Origin of the sequence: Streptomyces sp. NBC_00876 (assembly GCF_045207435.1) — a bacterium.
Taxonomy (GTDB): domain Bacteria; phylum Actinomycetota; class Actinomycetes; order Streptomycetales; family Streptomycetaceae; genus Streptomyces.
Window position 1 is genome coordinate 7,985,711 of sequence record NZ_CP108800.1, and the last position, 17,675, is coordinate 8,003,385.

At 69.9% G+C, this 17,675-nt stretch carries 15 protein-coding genes; 6 read left to right on the forward strand and 9 right to left on the reverse strand.

The window, feature by feature from the left end; genetic code table 11:
* Window positions 1-7: 7 nt before the first annotated feature.
* The 4 genes from OG782_RS34850 to OG782_RS34865 all read left to right on the forward strand — a co-directional run bounded on the left by OG782_RS34850 (window position 8) and on the right by OG782_RS34865 (window position 4,821).
* A complete protein-coding gene (locus OG782_RS34850; RefSeq protein WP_406459434.1) occupies window positions 8-970 on the forward strand; it encodes a carbohydrate ABC transporter permease in 963 nt (320 codons plus the stop codon).
* A gap of 60 nt (window positions 971-1,030) precedes the next feature.
* Window positions 1,031-2,002 carry a hydroxyacid dehydrogenase gene (locus OG782_RS34855; protein WP_406459436.1) on the forward strand — a complete coding sequence of 324 codons (972 nt, stop codon included), beginning with the start codon at window positions 1,031-1,033 and terminating at the stop codon, window positions 2,000-2,002.
* Window positions 2,003-2,088: 86 nt separating this feature from the next.
* A complete protein-coding gene (locus OG782_RS34860) occupies window positions 2,089-2,760 on the forward strand; it encodes a ThuA domain-containing protein (protein ID WP_406457965.1) in 672 nt (223 codons plus the stop codon).
* 72 nt (window positions 2,761-2,832) lie between these two features.
* Window positions 2,833-4,821: a hypothetical protein gene (locus OG782_RS34865; RefSeq protein WP_406457967.1), complete on the forward strand. Its 1,989-nt coding sequence runs from the start codon at window positions 2,833-2,835 to the stop codon at window positions 4,819-4,821.
* A 119-nt stretch (window positions 4,822-4,940) separates the two neighbouring features.
* Here OG782_RS34865 and OG782_RS34870 read toward each other — a convergent pair whose 3' ends face one another.
* The 9 genes from OG782_RS34870 to OG782_RS34910 all read right to left on the reverse strand — a co-directional run bounded on the left by OG782_RS34870 (window position 4,941) and on the right by OG782_RS34910 (window position 14,555).
* On the reverse strand, window positions 4,941-6,248 hold the full coding sequence (locus OG782_RS34870) for an MFS transporter (RefSeq protein ID WP_406457969.1): 1,308 nt from the start codon (window positions 6,246-6,248) through the stop codon (window positions 4,941-4,943).
* A gap of 246 nt (window positions 6,249-6,494) precedes the next feature.
* A complete protein-coding gene (locus OG782_RS34875; RefSeq protein WP_406457971.1) occupies window positions 6,495-7,313 on the reverse strand; it encodes an IclR family transcriptional regulator in 819 nt (272 codons plus the stop codon).
* Between the two features lie 113 nt (window positions 7,314-7,426).
* On the reverse strand, window positions 7,427-7,876 hold the full coding sequence (locus OG782_RS34880; protein ID WP_406457973.1) for a MarR family winged helix-turn-helix transcriptional regulator: 450 nt from the start codon (window positions 7,874-7,876) through the stop codon (window positions 7,427-7,429).
* Window positions 7,877-7,977: 101 nt separating this feature from the next.
* Window positions 7,978-8,844 (reverse strand): fumarylacetoacetate hydrolase family protein, encoded by an 867-nt coding sequence (locus OG782_RS34885; RefSeq protein WP_406457975.1) that lies wholly within the window; start codon window positions 8,842-8,844, stop codon window positions 7,978-7,980.
* 33 nt (window positions 8,845-8,877) lie between these two features.
* Window positions 8,878-9,948 carry a cupin domain-containing protein gene (locus OG782_RS34890; RefSeq protein ID WP_406457977.1) on the reverse strand — a complete coding sequence of 357 codons (1,071 nt, stop codon included), beginning with the start codon at window positions 9,946-9,948 and terminating at the stop codon, window positions 8,878-8,880.
* Window positions 9,949-9,970: 22 nt separating this feature from the next.
* Window positions 9,971-11,182 (reverse strand): FAD-dependent monooxygenase, encoded by a 1,212-nt coding sequence (locus OG782_RS34895; RefSeq protein ID WP_406457979.1) that lies wholly within the window; start codon window positions 11,180-11,182, stop codon window positions 9,971-9,973.
* Between the two features lie 541 nt (window positions 11,183-11,723).
* Entirely contained in the window at window positions 11,724-12,347 is a 624-nt protein-coding gene (locus OG782_RS34900) for a DUF6000 family protein (protein WP_406457981.1), read from the reverse strand.
* Window positions 12,348-12,433: 86 nt separating this feature from the next.
* Window positions 12,434-13,330, reverse strand: coding sequence for an aminoglycoside phosphotransferase family protein (locus OG782_RS34905; RefSeq protein WP_406457983.1), 897 nt, complete (start codon window positions 13,328-13,330; stop codon window positions 12,434-12,436).
* Between the two features lie 205 nt (window positions 13,331-13,535).
* Complete coding sequence (locus tag OG782_RS34910) at window positions 13,536-14,555, reverse strand: LacI family DNA-binding transcriptional regulator (RefSeq protein ID WP_406457985.1); 1,020 nt, start codon at window positions 14,553-14,555, stop codon at window positions 13,536-13,538.
* A 204-nt stretch (window positions 14,556-14,759) separates the two neighbouring features.
* Between OG782_RS34910 and OG782_RS34915 the strand changes: the two genes are divergently transcribed.
* Window positions 14,760-14,924 carry a hypothetical protein gene (locus OG782_RS34915; RefSeq protein ID WP_406457987.1) on the forward strand — a complete coding sequence of 55 codons (165 nt, stop codon included), beginning with the start codon at window positions 14,760-14,762 and terminating at the stop codon, window positions 14,922-14,924.
* Between the two features lie 233 nt (window positions 14,925-15,157).
* Window positions 15,158-17,623, forward strand: coding sequence for a beta-glucosidase H (locus OG782_RS34920; RefSeq protein ID WP_406457989.1), 2,466 nt, complete (start codon window positions 15,158-15,160; stop codon window positions 17,621-17,623).
* Window positions 17,624-17,675 lie beyond the last annotated feature (52 nt).

The following is a 17,675-nucleotide window of genomic DNA, read 5'->3' on the forward strand; positions in this document are numbered from 1 at the left end:
CAAGACCATGACACGCGTTGCCCCGGCCGGCTCCGGTCCGACTCCGGAGCGGACGGACAGGAGCCGGAACGACGGGATCCGGACGGACAAGAACCGGCCGGGCCGGCGCGGCCCCGGAAACCGTCCATCGGTCCTGCTGTCCAAAGCCGGTGTGACCGCGATGCTGGCTCTCGCCGCCCTCTACACCCTCCTGCCGATGCTCTGGCTGGTCCTCTCGTCCACCAAGAGCCGCCAGGACCTCTTCGCCACCAACGGCTTCGCCCCGGGCAAGGACTTCGCGCTCGTCGACAACCTCAAGTACCTGTTCGAGGTCGACAACGGGATCTTCCTGCGCTGGCTGCTCAACACCGTCCTGTACGCCGGTGTCGGCTCGCTGCTGGCGACCGTGTTCAGCGTGGCCGCCGGGTACGCGTTCGACAAACTGAACTTCCCCGGCAAGGAGAAGCTCTTCTCCTTCGTCCTGCTGGGCGTGATGGTGCCCGGAACGGCGATGGCGATCCCGCTCTACCTGATCGCTGCCAAAGCCGGTCTGGTGAACACCTTCTGGGGCGTGTTCATCCCCGGCCTCGTGTTCCCGTTCGGGGTGTACCTGGCCCGCGTCTTCAGCGCCTCGTACATCCCCAACGAGGTCCTCGAAGCCGCTCGTGTGGACGGGGCAGGTGAGTTCAGGACCTTCTGCAGGATCGCCCTGCCCATGATCGCGCCCGGCTTCGTGACCATCTTCCTCTTCCAGTTCACCCAGATCTGGAACAGCTTCTTCCTTCCCCTGGTGATGCTGTCCGACAAGGACCTCTTCCCGGTCAACCTCGGGTTGTACGTCTGGTACTCCTCGGCGCTCTCCCAGGGCCACCCGCAGGACTACCTCCTGGCCATCGTCGGATCGCTGGTGTCCGTGGTCCCGCTGGTCGTCCTCTTCCTGATGCTCCAGCGGTTCTGGAAGTCCGGCATGACTGCCGGCGCCGTCAAGTAGGCCATCGTTCTGAGGATCTCCATGCCAACCAACCAGCCCCGACCGCGTGCCCTGTTCGCGATGGGCCGCCCGCACCGCGACGCCCTCTTCCCACGGGCCGCGATCGACCGTCTGACCCGCCTCGTCGACATCGAACCGCACGTCGTCGCCGAGGACTTCGACGACGTGCCCCGTCTGGCAGCTGTCGAAATCCTGATCACATCCTGGGGATGCCGCCCGCTCGACGACGCCGTGCTGGCCCGCATGCCGGCGCTGAAGGCAGTCGTGCACGCAGCCGGAAGCGTCAAACACCATGTGACGGACGCCTGCTGGGACCGCGGGCTCCGCATCTCCACGGCAGCCGCAGCCAACGCCGTACCCGTCGCCGAGTACACGCTCGCCGCCATCCTCTTCGCCAACAAGCGCGTCCTGGAGATCGGCGGACTCTACCGCGAGCACCGGAACGCCCTGGACTGGGCGGCTCACTTCCCCGGCTTCGGCAACTACCGCAGGACGATCGGCCTGGTGGGCGCGTCCCTCGTAGGACGCAGGGTGCTGGAGCTCCTCCGGCCCCACGATTTCGACATCCTGCTGGCCGATCCCCACCTCGATCCCGAGTCGGCCCGGTCGATGGGCGCCCGGCTCGTCGAACTCGACGAACTGCTGGCCGTCTCCGACGTCGTCTCGCTGCACGCGCCCGCGCTGCCCGAGACGTACCACCTGCTGGATGCCCGCAGACTGTCGCTCCTGCGGGACGGCGCCACCCTCATCAACACCGGACGCGGCTCCCTCATCGACACCGAGGCCCTCACCAACGAGGCGTTGTCGGGACGCTTCCACGCCGTCCTCGACGTCACCGAGCCCGAGGTGCTGCCGGCGGCCTCACCGCTGTACTCACTGCCGAATGTGCTGCTGACTCCGCACATCGCCGGCTCGCTCGGCGGTGAACTCCTGCGCATCACCCGCAGTGCGCTGGATGAGGTCGAACGCTACTGCGCCGGGCGGGAGTTCGCCCATCCCGTGATCCGCGCGGCCCTGACCACCTCGGCCTGAGCATCCGGGCGGCTGCCGGGCCGCCCGCCACACGAGAGTGTGCCGATCACCGCGACCACCCAGCGCGTCAGAACCCGGAGTGCAGCATGCCCCAGACCGACCGCCTGTCGGACGTTCTCGTCTTCACCCGCACCACGGCCTACCGCCACGATTCGATCCCCGCCGGGCAGGCTGCTCTGCGTGAGCTGGGGGAGGAGCACGGCTTCACCGTGGAGACCTCCGAGGACCCCTCGGTCTTCACCGACGCCTCACTGGCGGGGCGCAGCGCGGTGGTCTTCCTGTCCACCAGCGGCGAGGTACTCACCCCGGACGCGCAGCTGGCGCTGCGGCGCTGGACCTCGGGCGGTGGCGGCTTCATGGGCATCCATTCCGCAGCGTGCACCGAGTACGACTGGCCGTACTACGGCGAGTTGCTCGGCGCACGCTTCGCCGGCCACCCGGAGTTCCAGCCCGGCACCGTACTGGTCGAGGACCGGAGCCATCCGTCGACGCGCCATCTGCCGCCGCGGTGGGACTGGAACGACGAGTGGTACGACTTCCGGAGCAATCCGCGGGGCCCCGGCGTACAGGTCCTCGCCACCATCGACGAAGCCGGCTACGAAGGCGGCGGCATGGGCGCCGATCACCCCCTGGTGTGGTGCAAGGAGTCAGGCGCCGGCCGTTCGTTCTACACATCGCTGGGCCATGCCGCTGACGCCTACACCGCCCCGGCCTTCCGGGGCCACCTCCTGGGCGGCCTGCGCTGGACTGCGGGCTGATCCCTCCAGCCACGGGGCGGTCCATGGGCTCCCCGTGCGCATCCTCAGAATCCCACGAAGGAGTACACAACCATGCAGGACGGATCGATCACACGACGTCAGATGATGCAGTGGGGGGCCGCCGGTGCGGGTGCGCTGGCCGTCGCCGGCCTCCCCGCGACCGACGCCCTGGCGACGCCGGGGTCAGGGGTGCGGGTCACGGACCTCGGCCCGGGAGTGAACAACTTCTCTCTCGCTGCTGCGATTCCGGTGGGAAACAAGGCGTACATCGCCTCGCGCAACATCGATCCGATGCGGATCATCGGCTTCGACTTCGAAACCGAGAAGGTCACCGGTGTCACCGAGGGGCCCGGGATCAGCACCCAGCTGCTCGCCGTCGACCCTGACGAGCGGTATCTGTACGCAGCGGTCCGGGAGTACGACTCCGCCCCGGGCCCGGGCTTCATCCGGCTCGACCTCTCCGCGGCCGGCGCGCCCAAGGAGGATCTCCACTCGATCCCCGGCCTCGATCCGTACGCGATCAGCGCGTCACCCGACAACAAGATCTTCTTCGGTGGACGAGAGCCGCAGCCCAAACTGCGCCAGTACGACCCGGCCACCGGTGAGCTCACCGAGATCGCGATCCCCGATCCGGACGTTCCGATGATCCGCTGTCTGCTGGCCACGCAGGACAGGATCTACATCGGCACCGGTGCGTCGCTCGGAGCCACGCCGACCAGCACCAAGGCCGGACTCTTCGTCATGGACCGCGCCACGAAGAAGATCACATCGATCCTGCCGAAGGAGTTCGCGGGGCAGGTGGAGGTCCGTGACGTCGGACTCTTCGACGGCACGCTGTACGTGTGCTCCACCACCGACGCCGGCGCAGCGGTCGCGATCATGGACGCCGACGACCCGGCCCAGTACACACTCGTGCAGAGTGAGCAGCACTTCCTCCGGCTGCCCCGCAAGCTCGGCGACAAGATGTACTTCAACGGTGCCGCATTGATCGAGCTGACGCTGAGCACCGGTACGTTCCGCGAGATCAAGCCCAAGGAAGGGAACTTCGGCGAGCTCTGGGGCCTGTGGATCCGCAACGACAAGGTCATCGTCGTCTCGGCCTTCGGCCTGATCTTCGAGGTGGATCCGAGCACGGGCTCGGACACCTCATGGGACCTGATCGAGGCAGGCGCACCCATCGGGCCCCAGCTGGCGATGTCCATAGCAGCCGACACCCACAACGTGTACGTCGGCGGGACGAACTCGGTGGCACGGCATGATCTGCGCACCGGGGAACAGAGCAGGGTGCTGGCGACGAGCGAAGCCAAGGACATCCTGCTGCACCGGGGCACTGCCCACTTCGCCCAGTACAACGCGATCGGCCTCCTCGCGTACAACCCGCACACCGACGACGAGTGGGCCCGCAAGCTGGCCGATCTGCCGCCGGAGCAGAACCGCCCGCACCAGATCGTCTGGGACGACAGCCACCGGCTGATGCTGATCGGGCTGCAGTCCGACTACACGTTGGGCGGATCGCTGATGACGTTCGACCCGAAGAACGGCGCCACCACCGTCGCGGTCAACCCGATCGCCGACGACCAGATGATCCGTGCGGTCGTCGCGCACGACGGCGTTGCCTATCTCGGCGGCCAGAACGTCCCCGCCACCGCCGGCACCCTGGTCGCGTGGGACCCGGTCCGGAAGCGAGAGCTGTGGCGGATGACGCCGCAGTCCAAGCCCACCGGGATATCCGGCCTCACCGTGCTGGGCCGGCACCTGTACGTCATGTGCTACAGGGGTGACTTCTTCGTGATCGACCTGCACACCCGAAAGGTGATCCACTCCGCCAACCACGGCCCGGTGGTGCCGAACTACGGGACGCTGCTCGCCGACCGGGGGTATGTGTACGGAGCGTCCAGTTCCGACTTCGTACGCTACGACCCGAAGACGTTCGCCCGTACCGACCTGGTCGCGCTCGACGCCGACTGGTACGGCATCCCGCGAGCCGCCGTGGACGAGCGGGGCAGGTTCTATGCCATCCGCGAGCGCAACCTGATCCGCATCGACGTCAGCCGTTGCTGAGCCACTCCTGGTGACGCATGGTGCGGCCGGGACATGCCTGCCTGGCCGGCGGTGTGTCGTAGTCGGCCTGTCGTGAGGGACGCACGGTTCTCGCCGGGCGTCCCTCATGCCTGGAAGGGCTACGACTGACGTGCCGGGCTCACTTGCCGACTCGCCGCCGGTGCCGGCTGCTTTCGCCGCATGCCGAAGAGGAGCAGCCCCGCTGCGAGGAACACGGCGCCCGTTGCCACGTAGAGGGCCAGCGGTGTCCAGCCCGCGTCCAGCAGCCGGCCCGCTGCGGAGGGCGCGATGATGGCGCCCACGCGGCCGACACTGATCGCCGCTCCCACGCCGGTGGCCCGCAGCGGCGTCGGGTAGACGCTCGGTGTCAGCGCGTAGAGGCCGGCGATGCACCCGTTGACGGCGACTCCGATGACCGCACCGATACAGAACGCCAGGACGAGGGTGCCGGTGGAGGCCGCGAAGATCATGACCAGGGCCGCGGACACGAAAAGGTACACGCGCAGCACGCTGTTGAGCGCGTATCGGGCAGCCAGCGCACCCAGGAGCGCGGTGCCGAAGACGCCCCCCAGGTTGAGAAGCGTTCCGCCGGTCAGGCTCTGCGTCGAGGACATCCCGGCCTCCACCAACAAGGTTGGCGTCCAGCTCGTGACGAAGTAGAACGCTGCCATGACGAGGAAGAACGCTCCCCACAGCACCAGAGTGGAGCGGCGCAGATCCGGTGCGAGGAGGCGGCGGAGACCGCCTGCGGAGCGAGGTTTCGACGCGTCCCGTTCCGGGAGTTCCGGCAGCATCGGCTGCCCCATGCGGCGGGCGAGCGAGTTGACCCGGTTCAGGGCGTTCGCCGGCCTCCTGCTGAGGAGGAAGTCGAGTGACTCCGGCAGGAGCAGGAAGGCGACGGGGATGACGGCCAGGGTGGCCAGTCCGCCGGCCAGGAACACCGACCGCCACCCGTAGTGGTCGATGAGCGCGACTGAGGAGATGCCGCCGATCGTCGCGCCCACGGCGTACCCGGTGGAGTTGAGGCTGACGGCCAGGCCGCGCCAGCGGCGGGAGGCGAACTCGCCCGCGATGACGTTGCTGCAGGCGAGAACAGCGCCGATGCCGACGCCGGTGAGCAGGCGGAGCATCGCCAGCTGCTGCCAGTTCTGGCTGGCCGAGGAGAGCATCATGCCCGCCGCGGCGACGGGCAGGCCGATCAGAATGACCGGCCTGCGGCCGATCCGGTCCGCCCAGGGGGCGACGAGCAGGGCGCCCAGCGCCATGCCGGCCAGTCCGCTGCTCATCAGGAGCCCGAGGGTGCCGGAATCGATATGCCATTCGCCGGAGATGGTCTTCGCGGTGAACGACATGACCAGCACATCGAAGCCGTCGAGGGTGTTGAGGAGTACGCACACGGCGATGGCGCACCACTGGAAACGGCTCATCGGACCGTTGTCCACAGCCTCTTCGAGGCGCGTCATCGGGCGGCCCGCTGTGCGGCAGGGCGGTCGGGGCACTTGTCCATGGCGGTACTCCGTTGTCGTCTGCGGTGGGGCCGAATGCCACGGAGGCCCGCCGGGCGGCGGCCAGTGGGGATCGGCTGTCGGGGCAGCCATCGTCCGAGCGGCGGCCTCGGGCGGCCAGGCGGATTTCCGGATGCCGGGAAAGAAGTTGTTACGGGAGAGCGCAGGTCAGGCGGCTGCCGGAGTGTGAAGCGTCCGTGAGATGGCCCGGCTGGTGGAGCGGGCGAGATCCGCCAGCGCCCCTACGGGGATGGACCCGTGCCGGACGACGACGGAAACGGCTGCGATCACCTCACCGCCGGCCGCCATGACGGGCGCGGCGACCGAGAGCGTTTCGGTGGACAGCTGGCGGTCGCTCACCGAGTATCCGCAGGTGCGTACCTGGGCGAGGACTGCCCTGAGCCGGCCACTGTCCGTCAGCGTGAACGGGGTGTGCCGGGGAATCACCCGGGCCAGCGCATCATCCTGTACGGCCGCCGGGGCGTGCGCGAGCAGTGCCAGCCCCGCCGCCGTCGCCGTGGTGCTGAGCCGCCCGCCCACTCGCGTAAGGGTGGGCACCGCGCCACTGGGGCCGATGCGTTCGATGAAGACGATCTCGCTGCCGTCGCGGACGGCGAGCTGCACGTTCTCCCGTACGAGGGAGGAGAGGTCCTCCAGATGAGGCAGCGCGCGCTCGCGCAGGCCCTGACTGCGAGGTGCCAGGGACGCGACCTCCCACAGACGCAGCCCGATGCGGTAGCGCCCCTGCCCGTCGCGCTCCAGCGCCCCCCAGGCGAGCAGTTCGCCCAGCATGCGGTGAACGGTGGACACCGGCAGCCCCGACCGGCGCGCCAGTTCGCTCAGGGACAGATGGGGGTGCTGTGCGGTGAACGCGCCCAGGATCTGCAGGGCGCGGCCGATGACGGGTCCCGTACCCGTGACCGGCATGGGCTTTGCCTCCTGCGGCGCTACTGGAGGGGCCGCGGTCTGCAGGCTGTGGTGAGGCATGGTGTGACTCCTTCGTCACTCCGGCGGTGCCTCGGCGCTTCGTTCCGCAACTCACACCTCGCAGCGGAACCGGAGCCGGTGCAGGGCCCGCGGGGGCCCTTTCACGCCGGCCGCTACGGGCCGCCGTGAATCGACTCGTCATCCATTGAAGCGATCTTGCGGAGAATGCCGACGGCCTGTTCCCGTTCGTTCCCGGGAAGAGCACTGAGTAGTTGTTCGTTGATGTGTTCGGCCGGGCCGATCAGGGAGTCGAGCAGGCCGGCTCCCTCGGCGGTGAGACTCAGCAGGGTGCGTCTGCGGTCCTCCTCGTCGCGTACCTGGGTGACGTAGTGCTGGTCGGTCAGGCGGCGGACGATGTGGTTGACCGTGGAACGGTCCAGAGACGTGAAACGCGCGAGCGTGCGCTGGTCGATTCCGGGGTCCCGGCGGAGGGCGTTGAGGACGGCGAACTGCTGGGAGGTGATCTCCCGTGACACATGCCGGTACCACAGGGCGGTGTGCACCTGTTCCGCGCGCCGGATCAGGTGTCCGACATAGTTGTGCAGGTCCAGTGCGCGCGCCACAGTGTTCCGTTCTTCTGTCGCCGAGATGGTGCCGGTCGGGGAGAGGGCCCGTGTGGGGGAGTCTACGAGTGCCCGGCACCACCTGGCGTGCGACCGCGCGGTCAGCGGTTCCGGCGGCCGGGGCGCTGTTCGTAGGGGGTGGCCCGGGAACCGTCGACGCCCACCTCCAGGCGGCCGACCCGCTCGATCTCCAGGACGACGCGGTCGCCGTGGCTGAGCGGTCCCACTCCGGCCGGCGTTCCGGTCGCGATCACGTCGCCCGGGTGCAGGGTCATGACGGACGAGGTGTAGGCGATCAGTTCGCGGACGCCGAAGATCAGGTCCGCGGTGTTGGTGCGCTGCCGGGTGCTGCCGCCGACATCGCAGCGCAGGCCGAGGGTGTCCGGGTCCGGGATCTCGTCGGCGGTCACGACCCACGGGCCGATGGGGGTGAAGGTGTCGAAGGACTTGCGGGTGGACCGGTCCTCACCGGAGCGGACGGTGATGTCCAGTACGCAGGTGTAGCCGAAGACGTGGTCCAGCGCGTCGTCCGCGCTGACGTGGCTCGCGGTGCGGCCGATGACGACGCCCAGTTCGCCCTCCTGGTCGGTGCGCCGGTCGGTGTACGGCAGGAGGATGTCCTGGCCCGGACCGATGACCGATGAGTTCGCCTTGAGGAAGACGCCGAGGTCGGCGATCGACGTCGTGTACTCCATCTCGGCTTTGTGGTCGAGGTAGTTGACCGGGGCGCCGACGATCTTCCCGGGGCGGGGCAGCGGAGCATCGAGGACTGCCTCGGTGAGCGGCACGCGGGCACGGCCGTCGAGGTCGAGATGTGCGGACACGCCGCGCGCGACGTTCTCGATGTGCTGCTGGAGCGCACCGGCCGCACCGGTGGTGTTCGTGCCGGTGAGCTGTTCGGTCACGTCGACGAGGTCGTCGCCGTCGACGATTCCGAGACGTCCCTCGTTGAACAGGGCCAGACGCATGATGGCCTCCTTGTGAGTGTCGGGTGGGGCGGATCAGGCGCCGGGGTCGGCGCTTTCCGTGCGGTAGAGGCCGAGGGAGCGCATGACCGGCTCGTCGCTGTAGGAGAACAGGACGGCGTCCGCCGACGACGAGGTGTTGAGGTGCCGGTAGGAGGCCCAGCCGGGGATGGCGACGGTGTCGTTCTCGGACCACTCCAGCCGTTCGCCGTCGACGATCGTGGCGCCTTCACCGCGGACGACGTTGAAGACGGTCGAGGCCGTGTGCCGGCGGCCGGCCCCTTCGAAACCGGGGCGCAGTCGCTGGATGCGGCAGCCGATGGTGGGCATCACGGGGCCGCCCGTCCAGGGGTTGGTGTACTCCAGGACGATGCCGTCGACGTCGCTGCCGTCGGCGGTGTCCGCGATGGCGTCCAGGGCCTGCTGGGTCTCTTGCCAGGTGTAGCGGGAGACGGGGGAGTTGGGCCCGTCCTGGGACAGCCAGGCAGGGTTCAGACGGCCGTGCAGGAACTGCCTGCTGCCCGCGTCGTCGGGCCGGGTGACGGGCTGGAGCCGCTGGGGGTACTGCTCGTAGAAGCCGGCTTCGAGAGCGTTGACCAGGGGATAGTCGAGCGCGTCGAGCCAGATCATCGGCGCGTCGCCCTCGTGGGTGTGGTCGTGCCAGTGCCATCCGGGGGTGAGCAGCAGGTCGCCCGGGGTCATGAAGACGCGCTCGCCGTTCACGGTCGTCCAGGCGCCGTCGCCCTCGAGTATGAAGCGGAAGGCGTTCGAGGTGTGCCGGTGTGCCTGCGCGGTCTCGCCGGGCAGGATGATCTGGAGTCCTGCGTAAAGGGTGTTGACGGTCGCAGGAGGGTCGGTGAGGCCGGGGTTGACGAGCATGAGGACCCGCCGTTCGGCCTCGTCCAGCGAGAGGGTCTCGGAGAAGTGCAGCAGGTGGGGCCGCAGTTGCTGCCAGCTCCAGCGGTGCGGAACGGCCCGGCTCCTGGGCTGGGCGGGGAACAGGTTGCCGTAGAAGCGCCACAGCGGGGCGGCGGCCAGGCCCTCCAATGCCTTGTAGGCGACCTCGTCGGTCGTCACGGTGCTCTGCTTCGGCTCGTCGGTCGTCACGGTGTCCTCCTACGGGTGCTGCTCACAGGGCGGGAACGGGGGTGGTGGCCGGGGTCCACACCCAGGAGATGTCGTCGAACTCATCGGGGCCGCGGGACGAGAGGAGCATGTTGCGCAGAGTGGCGCCCATGCCCTCCAGGTGGCAGAGCTCGCCGAAGCGCCGGGCGTTGGTCTGGATGCGTGCGGCTCGTTCGCGTCGCTGGTCGGCGTACGCGTTGAACGCTTCGGCGGGATCACCGGACCGGCCGAGTGCCCGGCCCAGGGCGACGGCGTCCTCCAGAGCCTGGCAGGCTCCCTGCGCCAGGTACTGGAGCATCGGGTGGGCGGCGTCGCCGAGCAGGACGATCCGGCCGTGTACCCAGTTGTCGATCGGGGCTCGGTCGTACAGGGGCCAGCGGCGGTCGCGCGACACGAGGGGCAGGGCGTCGCGCACGGCCTGGCAGGTGCCGGCGAAGCGCTCCTCGAGTTCGGCCTCGGTGCCCCAGTCGTCGGAGTCCGGTGTGAAGTGGTCGCTCTCGAACACGGCTACCTGGTTGTACAGCTCGCCCCTGCGCAGCGGGTACTGCACCAGGTGCATACGCGGCCCGGCCCAGACCATCACCGCCTCCGAGGCGGCGTGCCGGGACATGGGCCCGGTCATCCTCTCGGTGGGCAGGGCCCCTCGGAACGCGACGTAGCGCGAGCAGACCGGCTCACCGTCGCCGACCAGCGCCCGGCGCAGCGGGGAGTGCAGTCCGTCGGCGGCGACGACCGCGTCGGCGATCAGCGGCGCGTGCGGCTCGGCGAAGTGCAGATGGACTCCGGAGCCGTCCTGTTCGGCGTGGGTGACGGTGTGTCCCGTGCGCAGGGTCACGTCCGGGTGTTCCTGGCAGGCGGTCAGCAGTGCGGCGTGCAGGTCCGTGCGGTGTGTGACCAGGTAGGGGTGGGTGAAGCGCTCGGTGTAGGCCGCGCTGCGCAGGTCGAGGGCGGTGACCTGGTTTCCGGTGAGGGCGTCCATCATCACGAGGCGGGGCGGTGCCACGGCGGTGTGCTGGACGGCCGGCAGAACGCCGAGTTCTTCGAGGGCGAGTGAGGCGTTCGGGGCGAGTTGCAGTCCGGCCCCGATCTCACCGAACCGGGCGGCTTGTTCCACGACGGTCACATGGTGACCGGAGCGGGCGACCGCCAGCGCGGCGGCCAGTCCGCCGATGCCACCGCCGACGACGGTGATGCGGAGGGGGGTGGTGACGGGCATATGGCCTCCATAGGTCAGCACGGGGTGGCACCGAAGAAGCGAAGGCGCTCGGATACGGCTCCGCAATGATCCGTACATCAATCATTGGTGTACGGATCATATTGCGAGGGTGTTTCCTCCGTGTCAATGGTTCTTCGGATCCGGTGGAGGTGGCGTTCGAGGGGATCGGCTTCGGACGGCTTCCGTCCGGGCCGGCGGATGGGGCACTGCTGCCCGTGGAGATCGCGCTCCCTGCGGCGGATGCCGAGTGGTTCGGTGGCCGCGTCGTCGCCCCCGGCCGTGTGCGAGGTCATCCCTGCCGATTGCCGGCGAGGACGAGGGTGTCGATACCGCGGGCGGCCGGCTGTTCGTGGAGGCCGGTGGTGGAGCCGGCACCGAAGACGGGCTCGCCCACGTCGACGCACCGGCCGAAAGGCGATCGGCCGGGGTCCAGCCCGGAATGCCGGGTTCCAGTCGGTCCGCGGGAACCGCTGGGACGCCGATAGCACGTCTCCGCCGAGAGGTCCGAAGCAGTCGGCGTCCAGCGCTCGGGCCGGGAGGCTCAGTGCCTGGTTTCCGTTCCGGCAAAGAGCTCTGCGCACTCGCCGGCGAAGGAACAGAGCTGGTCCACGACCTGCCGGTACTCCTGCGGATCCCGCACCCTGTTCGGCGTGGCATCGGTCCACTGCTGCCACAGGCCACCGGGGGCTAGGTACGGGGCTGCCCGCTCCGTCCCGAGGACGGCATCGAGGTGAAGCAGCGTGCTGAGAACCGCGGTCTGGTCCCAGACGAAGTCGGGTCGAGGCAAGTAGCGATCAAGGTACCTGCAGATCAGGTCGGCGTCCGCGCCGGTACCGAAGGTGGCGAGAGTGATGCTGTAGGACCCGGTGTAGGGGCCTCCACTGGCCAGCAGGAGTTCGCCGATGCGGCTGCGGAAATCGGTCCTGCCGGCCACGGCGACCAGCCAGGAGGCGGTCCTGCACTCTCGCCACCCGCCCTCGAAAAGGATGCCCAGTTCAGCGGGAGTGATCTCCCCGGCAGCCTGGACCAGCTCCCTCACGAACAACTCGCGCTCAGGCCCGCTCAACCGCAGCAGGCTTCCACCCAGCCGAAGGTAGCGCCGGCCGGGCGTGACGAATCGTCGGACCAGGTCCATGAGCTCGGGGTCGGTGCCGGCGTAGCGCATGGCTGCATCCTTGCCCGGCGAGGACCCGACCACCAGCGGTTTACCCAGGTCATCGAGTAGCGATCGCTGGTTCCGGGAAGCGGGCCTCAAACACCGTTCAGGACCCGATCAAGTGCCGCCCGTCCTGCAGGTCCCCAGTTCGGCTTGCCGCCGGGAAGGCCCCGGTCCCCGTTCTGCCCCATGAGCATCAGGAAAAGGCTCTTCATGGCGGCCAGCCCGCGGGCGCGCCGGATCGCCGCCTCGTCCGCGTGCGCGTACATGTCGAAGAACCGTGAGGCCATGCCCGCGGGGAGCAGCACCCATGCGGCGGAGAGGTCCCACGCCGGATCGCCGGCGAACACGTCACCGAAGTCGACGATGCCCGAGAGCGTTCCGTCCGAGACGACGACGTTCGCGGGATGGAGGTCGCCGTGCACCCACACCGGCGGGCCCTCCCACGCGGGGGCCGCAACGGCGTCGTCCCAGACGGCCCGGACGTCGGCAGCCAGGTCATCGGGGGCAACGGCCCGGAAGAAGCTCTCGAAGCCGTCTGTGCAGTTTCCGGGATGGACGCGGTGGTCGGCGGCGGCCGGCGCCTCTGCGGGCGCCTCCACGTGGAGCGCCCGGAGGAAGCCCGCCAGCGTGTCGGCCGCGTGGGCGCCGCGGCTGATCGAGCCGTGGTCCAGCGGCTCACCGGCAACCCACGTCATCACGGTCCAGTGCTTGGGGAAGCGCTCGGACGGCTCCCCGAACCGCACCGGCGTCGGGACCGGGAGCGGCAGGCGCGGGGCCAGCACGGGCAGCCACCGCCGCTCGTTGAGCTGGAGCTCCGGGGTGGGGTCCATGCGCTGCATGCGCACAGCCAGCTCGTCCCCGAGGCGCCACATCTGGTTGCCCCAGCCGCCCGGCACCTCGCGGATGGTCAGCCCCGCAAGGTCCGGATGCTGCTCCCGCAGCAGGTCGCGGACCAGTTCCGCGGTGATCTCGGTCTCGGTGTCGTTCATGGCGACTCACACTACTGAGGTGGCAGGCGGAGCTGCTCGCGCTTTCCGGAACATCGCGCTGTGATTCTTCTGGCATCACCAATTCCGTTTCAGGGGGCTGTGAATCAGACGTTTTGTGACGGAATGGCACACAAAGTCGCTGACGTGCCGGTGGCGTTGAGCCGGGAGGTGGCGGCCCCGCGCCGGCGGTACGGAGCGGGGCGGCTCAGGACGTCTCGCGGCGCACCAGGAGGGGTGTCGCCAGTACGCCGTTCACCACCGATTCCGATCGTGCGGGCCGTTCGAGCATGGAGCGAACCGCGGTGCACATGTGGTCGGCCATCTCCACGGGATCGAGCGCGACCGAGGAGAGGGCCGGCCGCAGGAACGTGGCGATGGGCAGGTTGTCGGCGCCCACCAGGGCCACGTCGTCCGGCATCGTCGCCCCCTGGTCGCCCAGCGCGCGGTGCAGCAGCGCCCCGTACTCGTCGTTGTAGGTGAACACGGCGGTCGGGCCGCCGGGCCGCCGCACGACGGAGGCTGCGGCAGCCGCCGACTCATGGGTGGCTTCCATGGCGATGTCCTCACAGGGCACGCCGGCCGCGCGAGCGGCGTTCGCCAGCCCGTCGGCACGGGCGCGGCCGATACCCTCCAGGGGTCCCGTGGGGACGATCGCCGCAAGGCGCCGGTGCCCGACGGCGAGCAGGTGCGCCGCCGCCGCGGCACCGATCCGTCCCTGGTCGAACTCCAGGGTGTCGCCCCAGGGCGTGGGCCGGGCGGCGATCATCAGGACCTCGGTCCCGGCGCGGCGCAGCAGGGCGACCGAGGGCTTCGTGCACCGGTCGACGTCCACCAGGACCACCGCGGGGCGCAGCTCGGCCCACATGCGCGCCGCCGTCGTGCCCGTGGTCTTGCGATCCCCGTGCACGAGCAGGGTCAGGCCCTGGCCGCTGAGTTTCTCGGAGAGGTGCTCGACCGTGGTGTCGATCATGGTGCCGCGCGGTAGCCGGGGCAGCGGCATCAGGACCAGCCGGCTGGTCCCCGCACGCAGCTGGCGCGCCGACACGTCCGGGGCGTAGCCGAGCTCCTGCACGGCCGCCAGGACGCGATCGCGTGTGGGTTGCGCGATGCGCGAGTTCGGGACGTCGTTGACGACCAGCGAGACCGTGGAGCGCGACACGCCTGCCAGTCGCGCGACGTCCGCGCTGGTGGGAGCCCGTCCGGCGGCTGAGTTCACGGCGTTCACGACGTCTCCTGCGGTCTGTGGCTTTGGTCCCGAATCCTAGCGGGGACTTCCCAAACCTGCTCACACGTGTCAGCATCGTGGCGACTGCTCACTCGTGTGAGCAGTCGGCTCCGGGACCGTACGAAACGCGCGAACCGCGCCAGGACCCCGACGCCCTCCGCATGACTGACAACGAGGCCCAACCAGGGGGACGCGGCCAAGGACATGGGCGTTCTCAACATCGCCAACTCCGCACCCCAGGCCCTGGCCCCGGCCCTGTCCGCCGCCGTGATCGGCCTGCTCGGCGGGTACCGCTCCCTGTTCGCCGTAGCGATCGTCCTGGTCGTGGCCGCGGCGCTGAGCGTGCAACCGATCAAGTCGGTTCGCTGACGCCGCCCCGATCGGCTGGGGCCGGACCGCTGACCCCGACCGCCCCCTCCGGACCAGCAGTCGGTTCGCCTGACCCCGACCGTCACCCCGGACCGCCCCCTGGCCCCTCTGACCAGCGCAGGCGCGGACACGGATGTCACCGTGTCCGCCGCCCTTCCCCCATGCCGGGGCCTGCCGCCCGCCGGACCTGACCCCGGTCGACGGCAGGCCCCGTACCACCGCAAGGAGATCTCATGCAGCACCCCGAGGCCGTCGAGGCCCGCATCGAAGAACTGCTCACCGGACTCGACCTCGAAGGCAAGGTCCGCCTGCTGACCGGCGAAGGGATGTGGAGCACCCATCCCGAGGAAGCGGCCGGTCTGCGCCGCATGGTGCTGTCCGACGGCCCGGCCGGTGTCCGCGGTGAGGCATGGGACGAGCGTGACACCTCGGTCAGCCTTCCCTCTCCCACCGCCGTGGCGGCGACCTGGGACGAGGAACTGGTGCACCGGCTCGGCGCACTGCTGGCGGCCGAGGCCCGCCGCAAGGGCGTGGACGTCCTGCTCGGTCCCACCGTCAACCTGCACCGCAGCCCCCTGGGCGGCCGCCACTTCGAGTGCTTCTCCGAGGACCCGCTGCTCACTTCCCTCATCGGCTCGGCCTACGTCAAGGGTGTACAGGAGCACGGTGTCGCCGCCACGCCGAAGCACTTCGTCGGCAACGACTCCGAGACCGACCGGATGACCGTCGATGTCCGTGTCGACGAGCGCACCCTGCGCGAGCTCTACCTCGCCCCGTTCGAGCAGATCGTCGCCGACGCGGGGCCTTGGCTCGTGATGGCCTCCTACAACGCCGTCAACGGTCCCACCATGACGGAGAACCCGCTGATCAACGATGTCCTCAAGGCGGAGTGGGGCTTCGACGGCGCCGTCGTCTCCGACTGGACCGCGGTGCGTTCCACCGACGCGGCGGGGGCCGCGGGCAACGACCTGGCCATGCCCGGACCGGCCGGCCCCTGGGGCGATGCCCTGGTGACCGCTGTACGCGAAGGGCGTGTCCCGCAGGCGGCGATCGACGACAAGGTACGCCGGCTGCTCCGCCTCGCCGCCCGTGTCGGCGCCCTGGACGGTTTCGCCCCGGCCGCCCCGGCCCCCGCACCCGTGGCCGAACAGGACATCGCCGCTCAGCTCCGCGAAGCGGCGGCCGCGGGCATGGTCCTCCTGCGCAATGAATCCGACACCCTCCCGCTGAATCCGGGCGCCCTGCGCCGGGTCGCCGTGATCGGCCCCAACGCCGCCGAAGCCCGTATCCAGGGCGGCGGGAGTGCCACCGTCAATCCCCCCTACGCGATCTCCCCGGTCCAGGGCATCACCGACGCGCTGTCCGCACACGGCGTCGAGGTGGTCCACACCCCCGGTACCTACTCCAGCACGGCTCTGGCCGCCTTCACCGCCGACCAGGTCCTGGATCCGGTCAGCGGACTGCCGGGACTGCGGGCCCGGCTGCTGGATGCCGACGGCGGGGAGCTTCTCAGCGAGCACCGCACCAGCGGCCGGCTCATCTACCTGGGCGTCGACGCCCTGGATCGCACCGCCGAGGTCGAGGTCACCGCGCGCCTGCGTGCGACGGAGTCCGGCGTCCACCGGATCGGCCTGGCCGGCGCCGGTCCGATGCGGCTGGAGATCGACGGCGAGGTCCGTATCGACGAGGTCGTCGCACTGGAGACCGGTGACCCCGTCGAGGCCTTCCTCAACCCCCCGCAGCGTTACATCGAGACACACCTGGACGCGGGCCAGGAGGTGGCCTACCGGCTGGTCCACACCGCGGTCAGCAGTGGCCTCGGCGCGGTCATCCTGACCGCCGCACTGCGCACCCCGCGCCGGGACGCCGAGGCCGAGATCGGCCACGCCGTCGAGCTGGCCGCCTCGGCCGACGCCGTGGTGCTGGTGCTGGGCACCAACGAACAGGTCGAGAGCGAGGGCTACGACCGCACCAGCCTCGCCCTCCCCGACGGACAGGACGAGCTCGCCGCCCGCGTCCTGGCCGTCGCCCCGGCCACCGTGGTCGCCATCAACTCCGGCGGGCCGGTCCTGATGCCCTGGGCGGAGCAGGCTCCGGCGCTGCTGCTCAACTGGTTCCCCGGCCAGGAGTACGGCAACGCCCTGGCCGACGTCCTTCTCGGCCACCGGGAGCCCGGCGGCCGGCTGCCCACCACCTGGGCGGCCCGTCAGGAAGACGTCCCGGTCATCGACGTCACTCCCGCCGACGGGGTGCTGCGTTACAGCGAGGGCCTGCACGTCGGCCACCGGGCGTGGCTGCGCAGCGGCGCGCAGCCGGCTTTCTGGTTCGGCCACGGTCTCGGCTACACCACGTGGTCCTATGACTCCCTCACTGTGCGTCAGGACGCCGCCGGCCAACGTGAGTTGCTCGTCGAGGTGACCAACACCGGGACACGGACCGGCCGGGAGGTCGTCCAGGCCTACCTCAGCCGGCCGGTGTCCGCCGTCGAGCGCCCGGTGCGGTGGTTCGCGGGCTTCGCCGCCACGACAGCGCTGCCCGGGGAGACCGTCCAGGTACGGATCCCCCTGCCGGACCGCGCGTTCGCGCACTGGGACGTCGAGACCCACGCCTGGCAGACCGAACCCGGTACCTTCGACGTCCACGTCGGTTCCTCGGCCGCCGCGGTGGCACTGCGCGCCGAGGCCCGCATCGAGGCGTAGCCGGCGGCGACGCACGGGTACCGCCCGCGGCTGCGCGCGCTCGTTCGCGAAG

What these genes read in the sequence shown, in the direction of transcription:
- OG782_RS34850 (WP_406459434.1), top strand. Translation starts at nt 8, where the DNA reads ATGACACGCGTTGCCCCGGCCGGCTCCGGTCCGACTCCGGAGCGGACG.
- OG782_RS34855 (WP_406459436.1), top strand. Translation starts at nt 1,031, where the DNA reads ATGGGCCGCCCGCACCGCGACGCCCTCTTCCCACGGGCCGCGATCGAC.
- OG782_RS34860 (WP_406457965.1), top strand. Translation starts at nt 2,089, where the DNA reads ATGCCCCAGACCGACCGCCTGTCGGACGTTCTCGTCTTCACCCGCACC.
- OG782_RS34865 (WP_406457967.1), top strand. Translation starts at nt 2,833, where the DNA reads ATGCAGGACGGATCGATCACACGACGTCAGATGATGCAGTGGGGGGCC.
- OG782_RS34870 (WP_406457969.1), bottom strand. Translation starts at nt 6,248, where the DNA reads ATGAGCCGTTTCCAGTGGTGCGCCATCGCCGTGTGCGTACTCCTCAAC.
- OG782_RS34875 (WP_406457971.1), bottom strand. Translation starts at nt 7,313, where the DNA reads ATGCCTCACCACAGCCTGCAGACCGCGGCCCCTCCAGTAGCGCCGCAG.
- OG782_RS34885 (WP_406457975.1), bottom strand. Translation starts at nt 8,844, where the DNA reads ATGCGTCTGGCCCTGTTCAACGAGGGACGTCTCGGAATCGTCGACGGC.
- OG782_RS34895 (WP_406457979.1), bottom strand. Translation starts at nt 11,182, where the DNA reads ATGCCCGTCACCACCCCCCTCCGCATCACCGTCGTCGGCGGTGGCATC.
- OG782_RS34900 (WP_406457981.1), bottom strand. Translation starts at nt 12,347, where the DNA reads ATGCGCTACGCCGGCACCGACCCCGAGCTCATGGACCTGGTCCGACGA.
- OG782_RS34905 (WP_406457983.1), bottom strand. Translation starts at nt 13,330, where the DNA reads ATGAACGACACCGAGACCGAGATCACCGCGGAACTGGTCCGCGACCTG.
- OG782_RS34915 (WP_406457987.1), top strand. Translation starts at nt 14,760, where the DNA reads ATGGGCGTTCTCAACATCGCCAACTCCGCACCCCAGGCCCTGGCCCCG.
- OG782_RS34920 (WP_406457989.1), top strand. Translation starts at nt 15,158, where the DNA reads ATGCAGCACCCCGAGGCCGTCGAGGCCCGCATCGAAGAACTGCTCACC.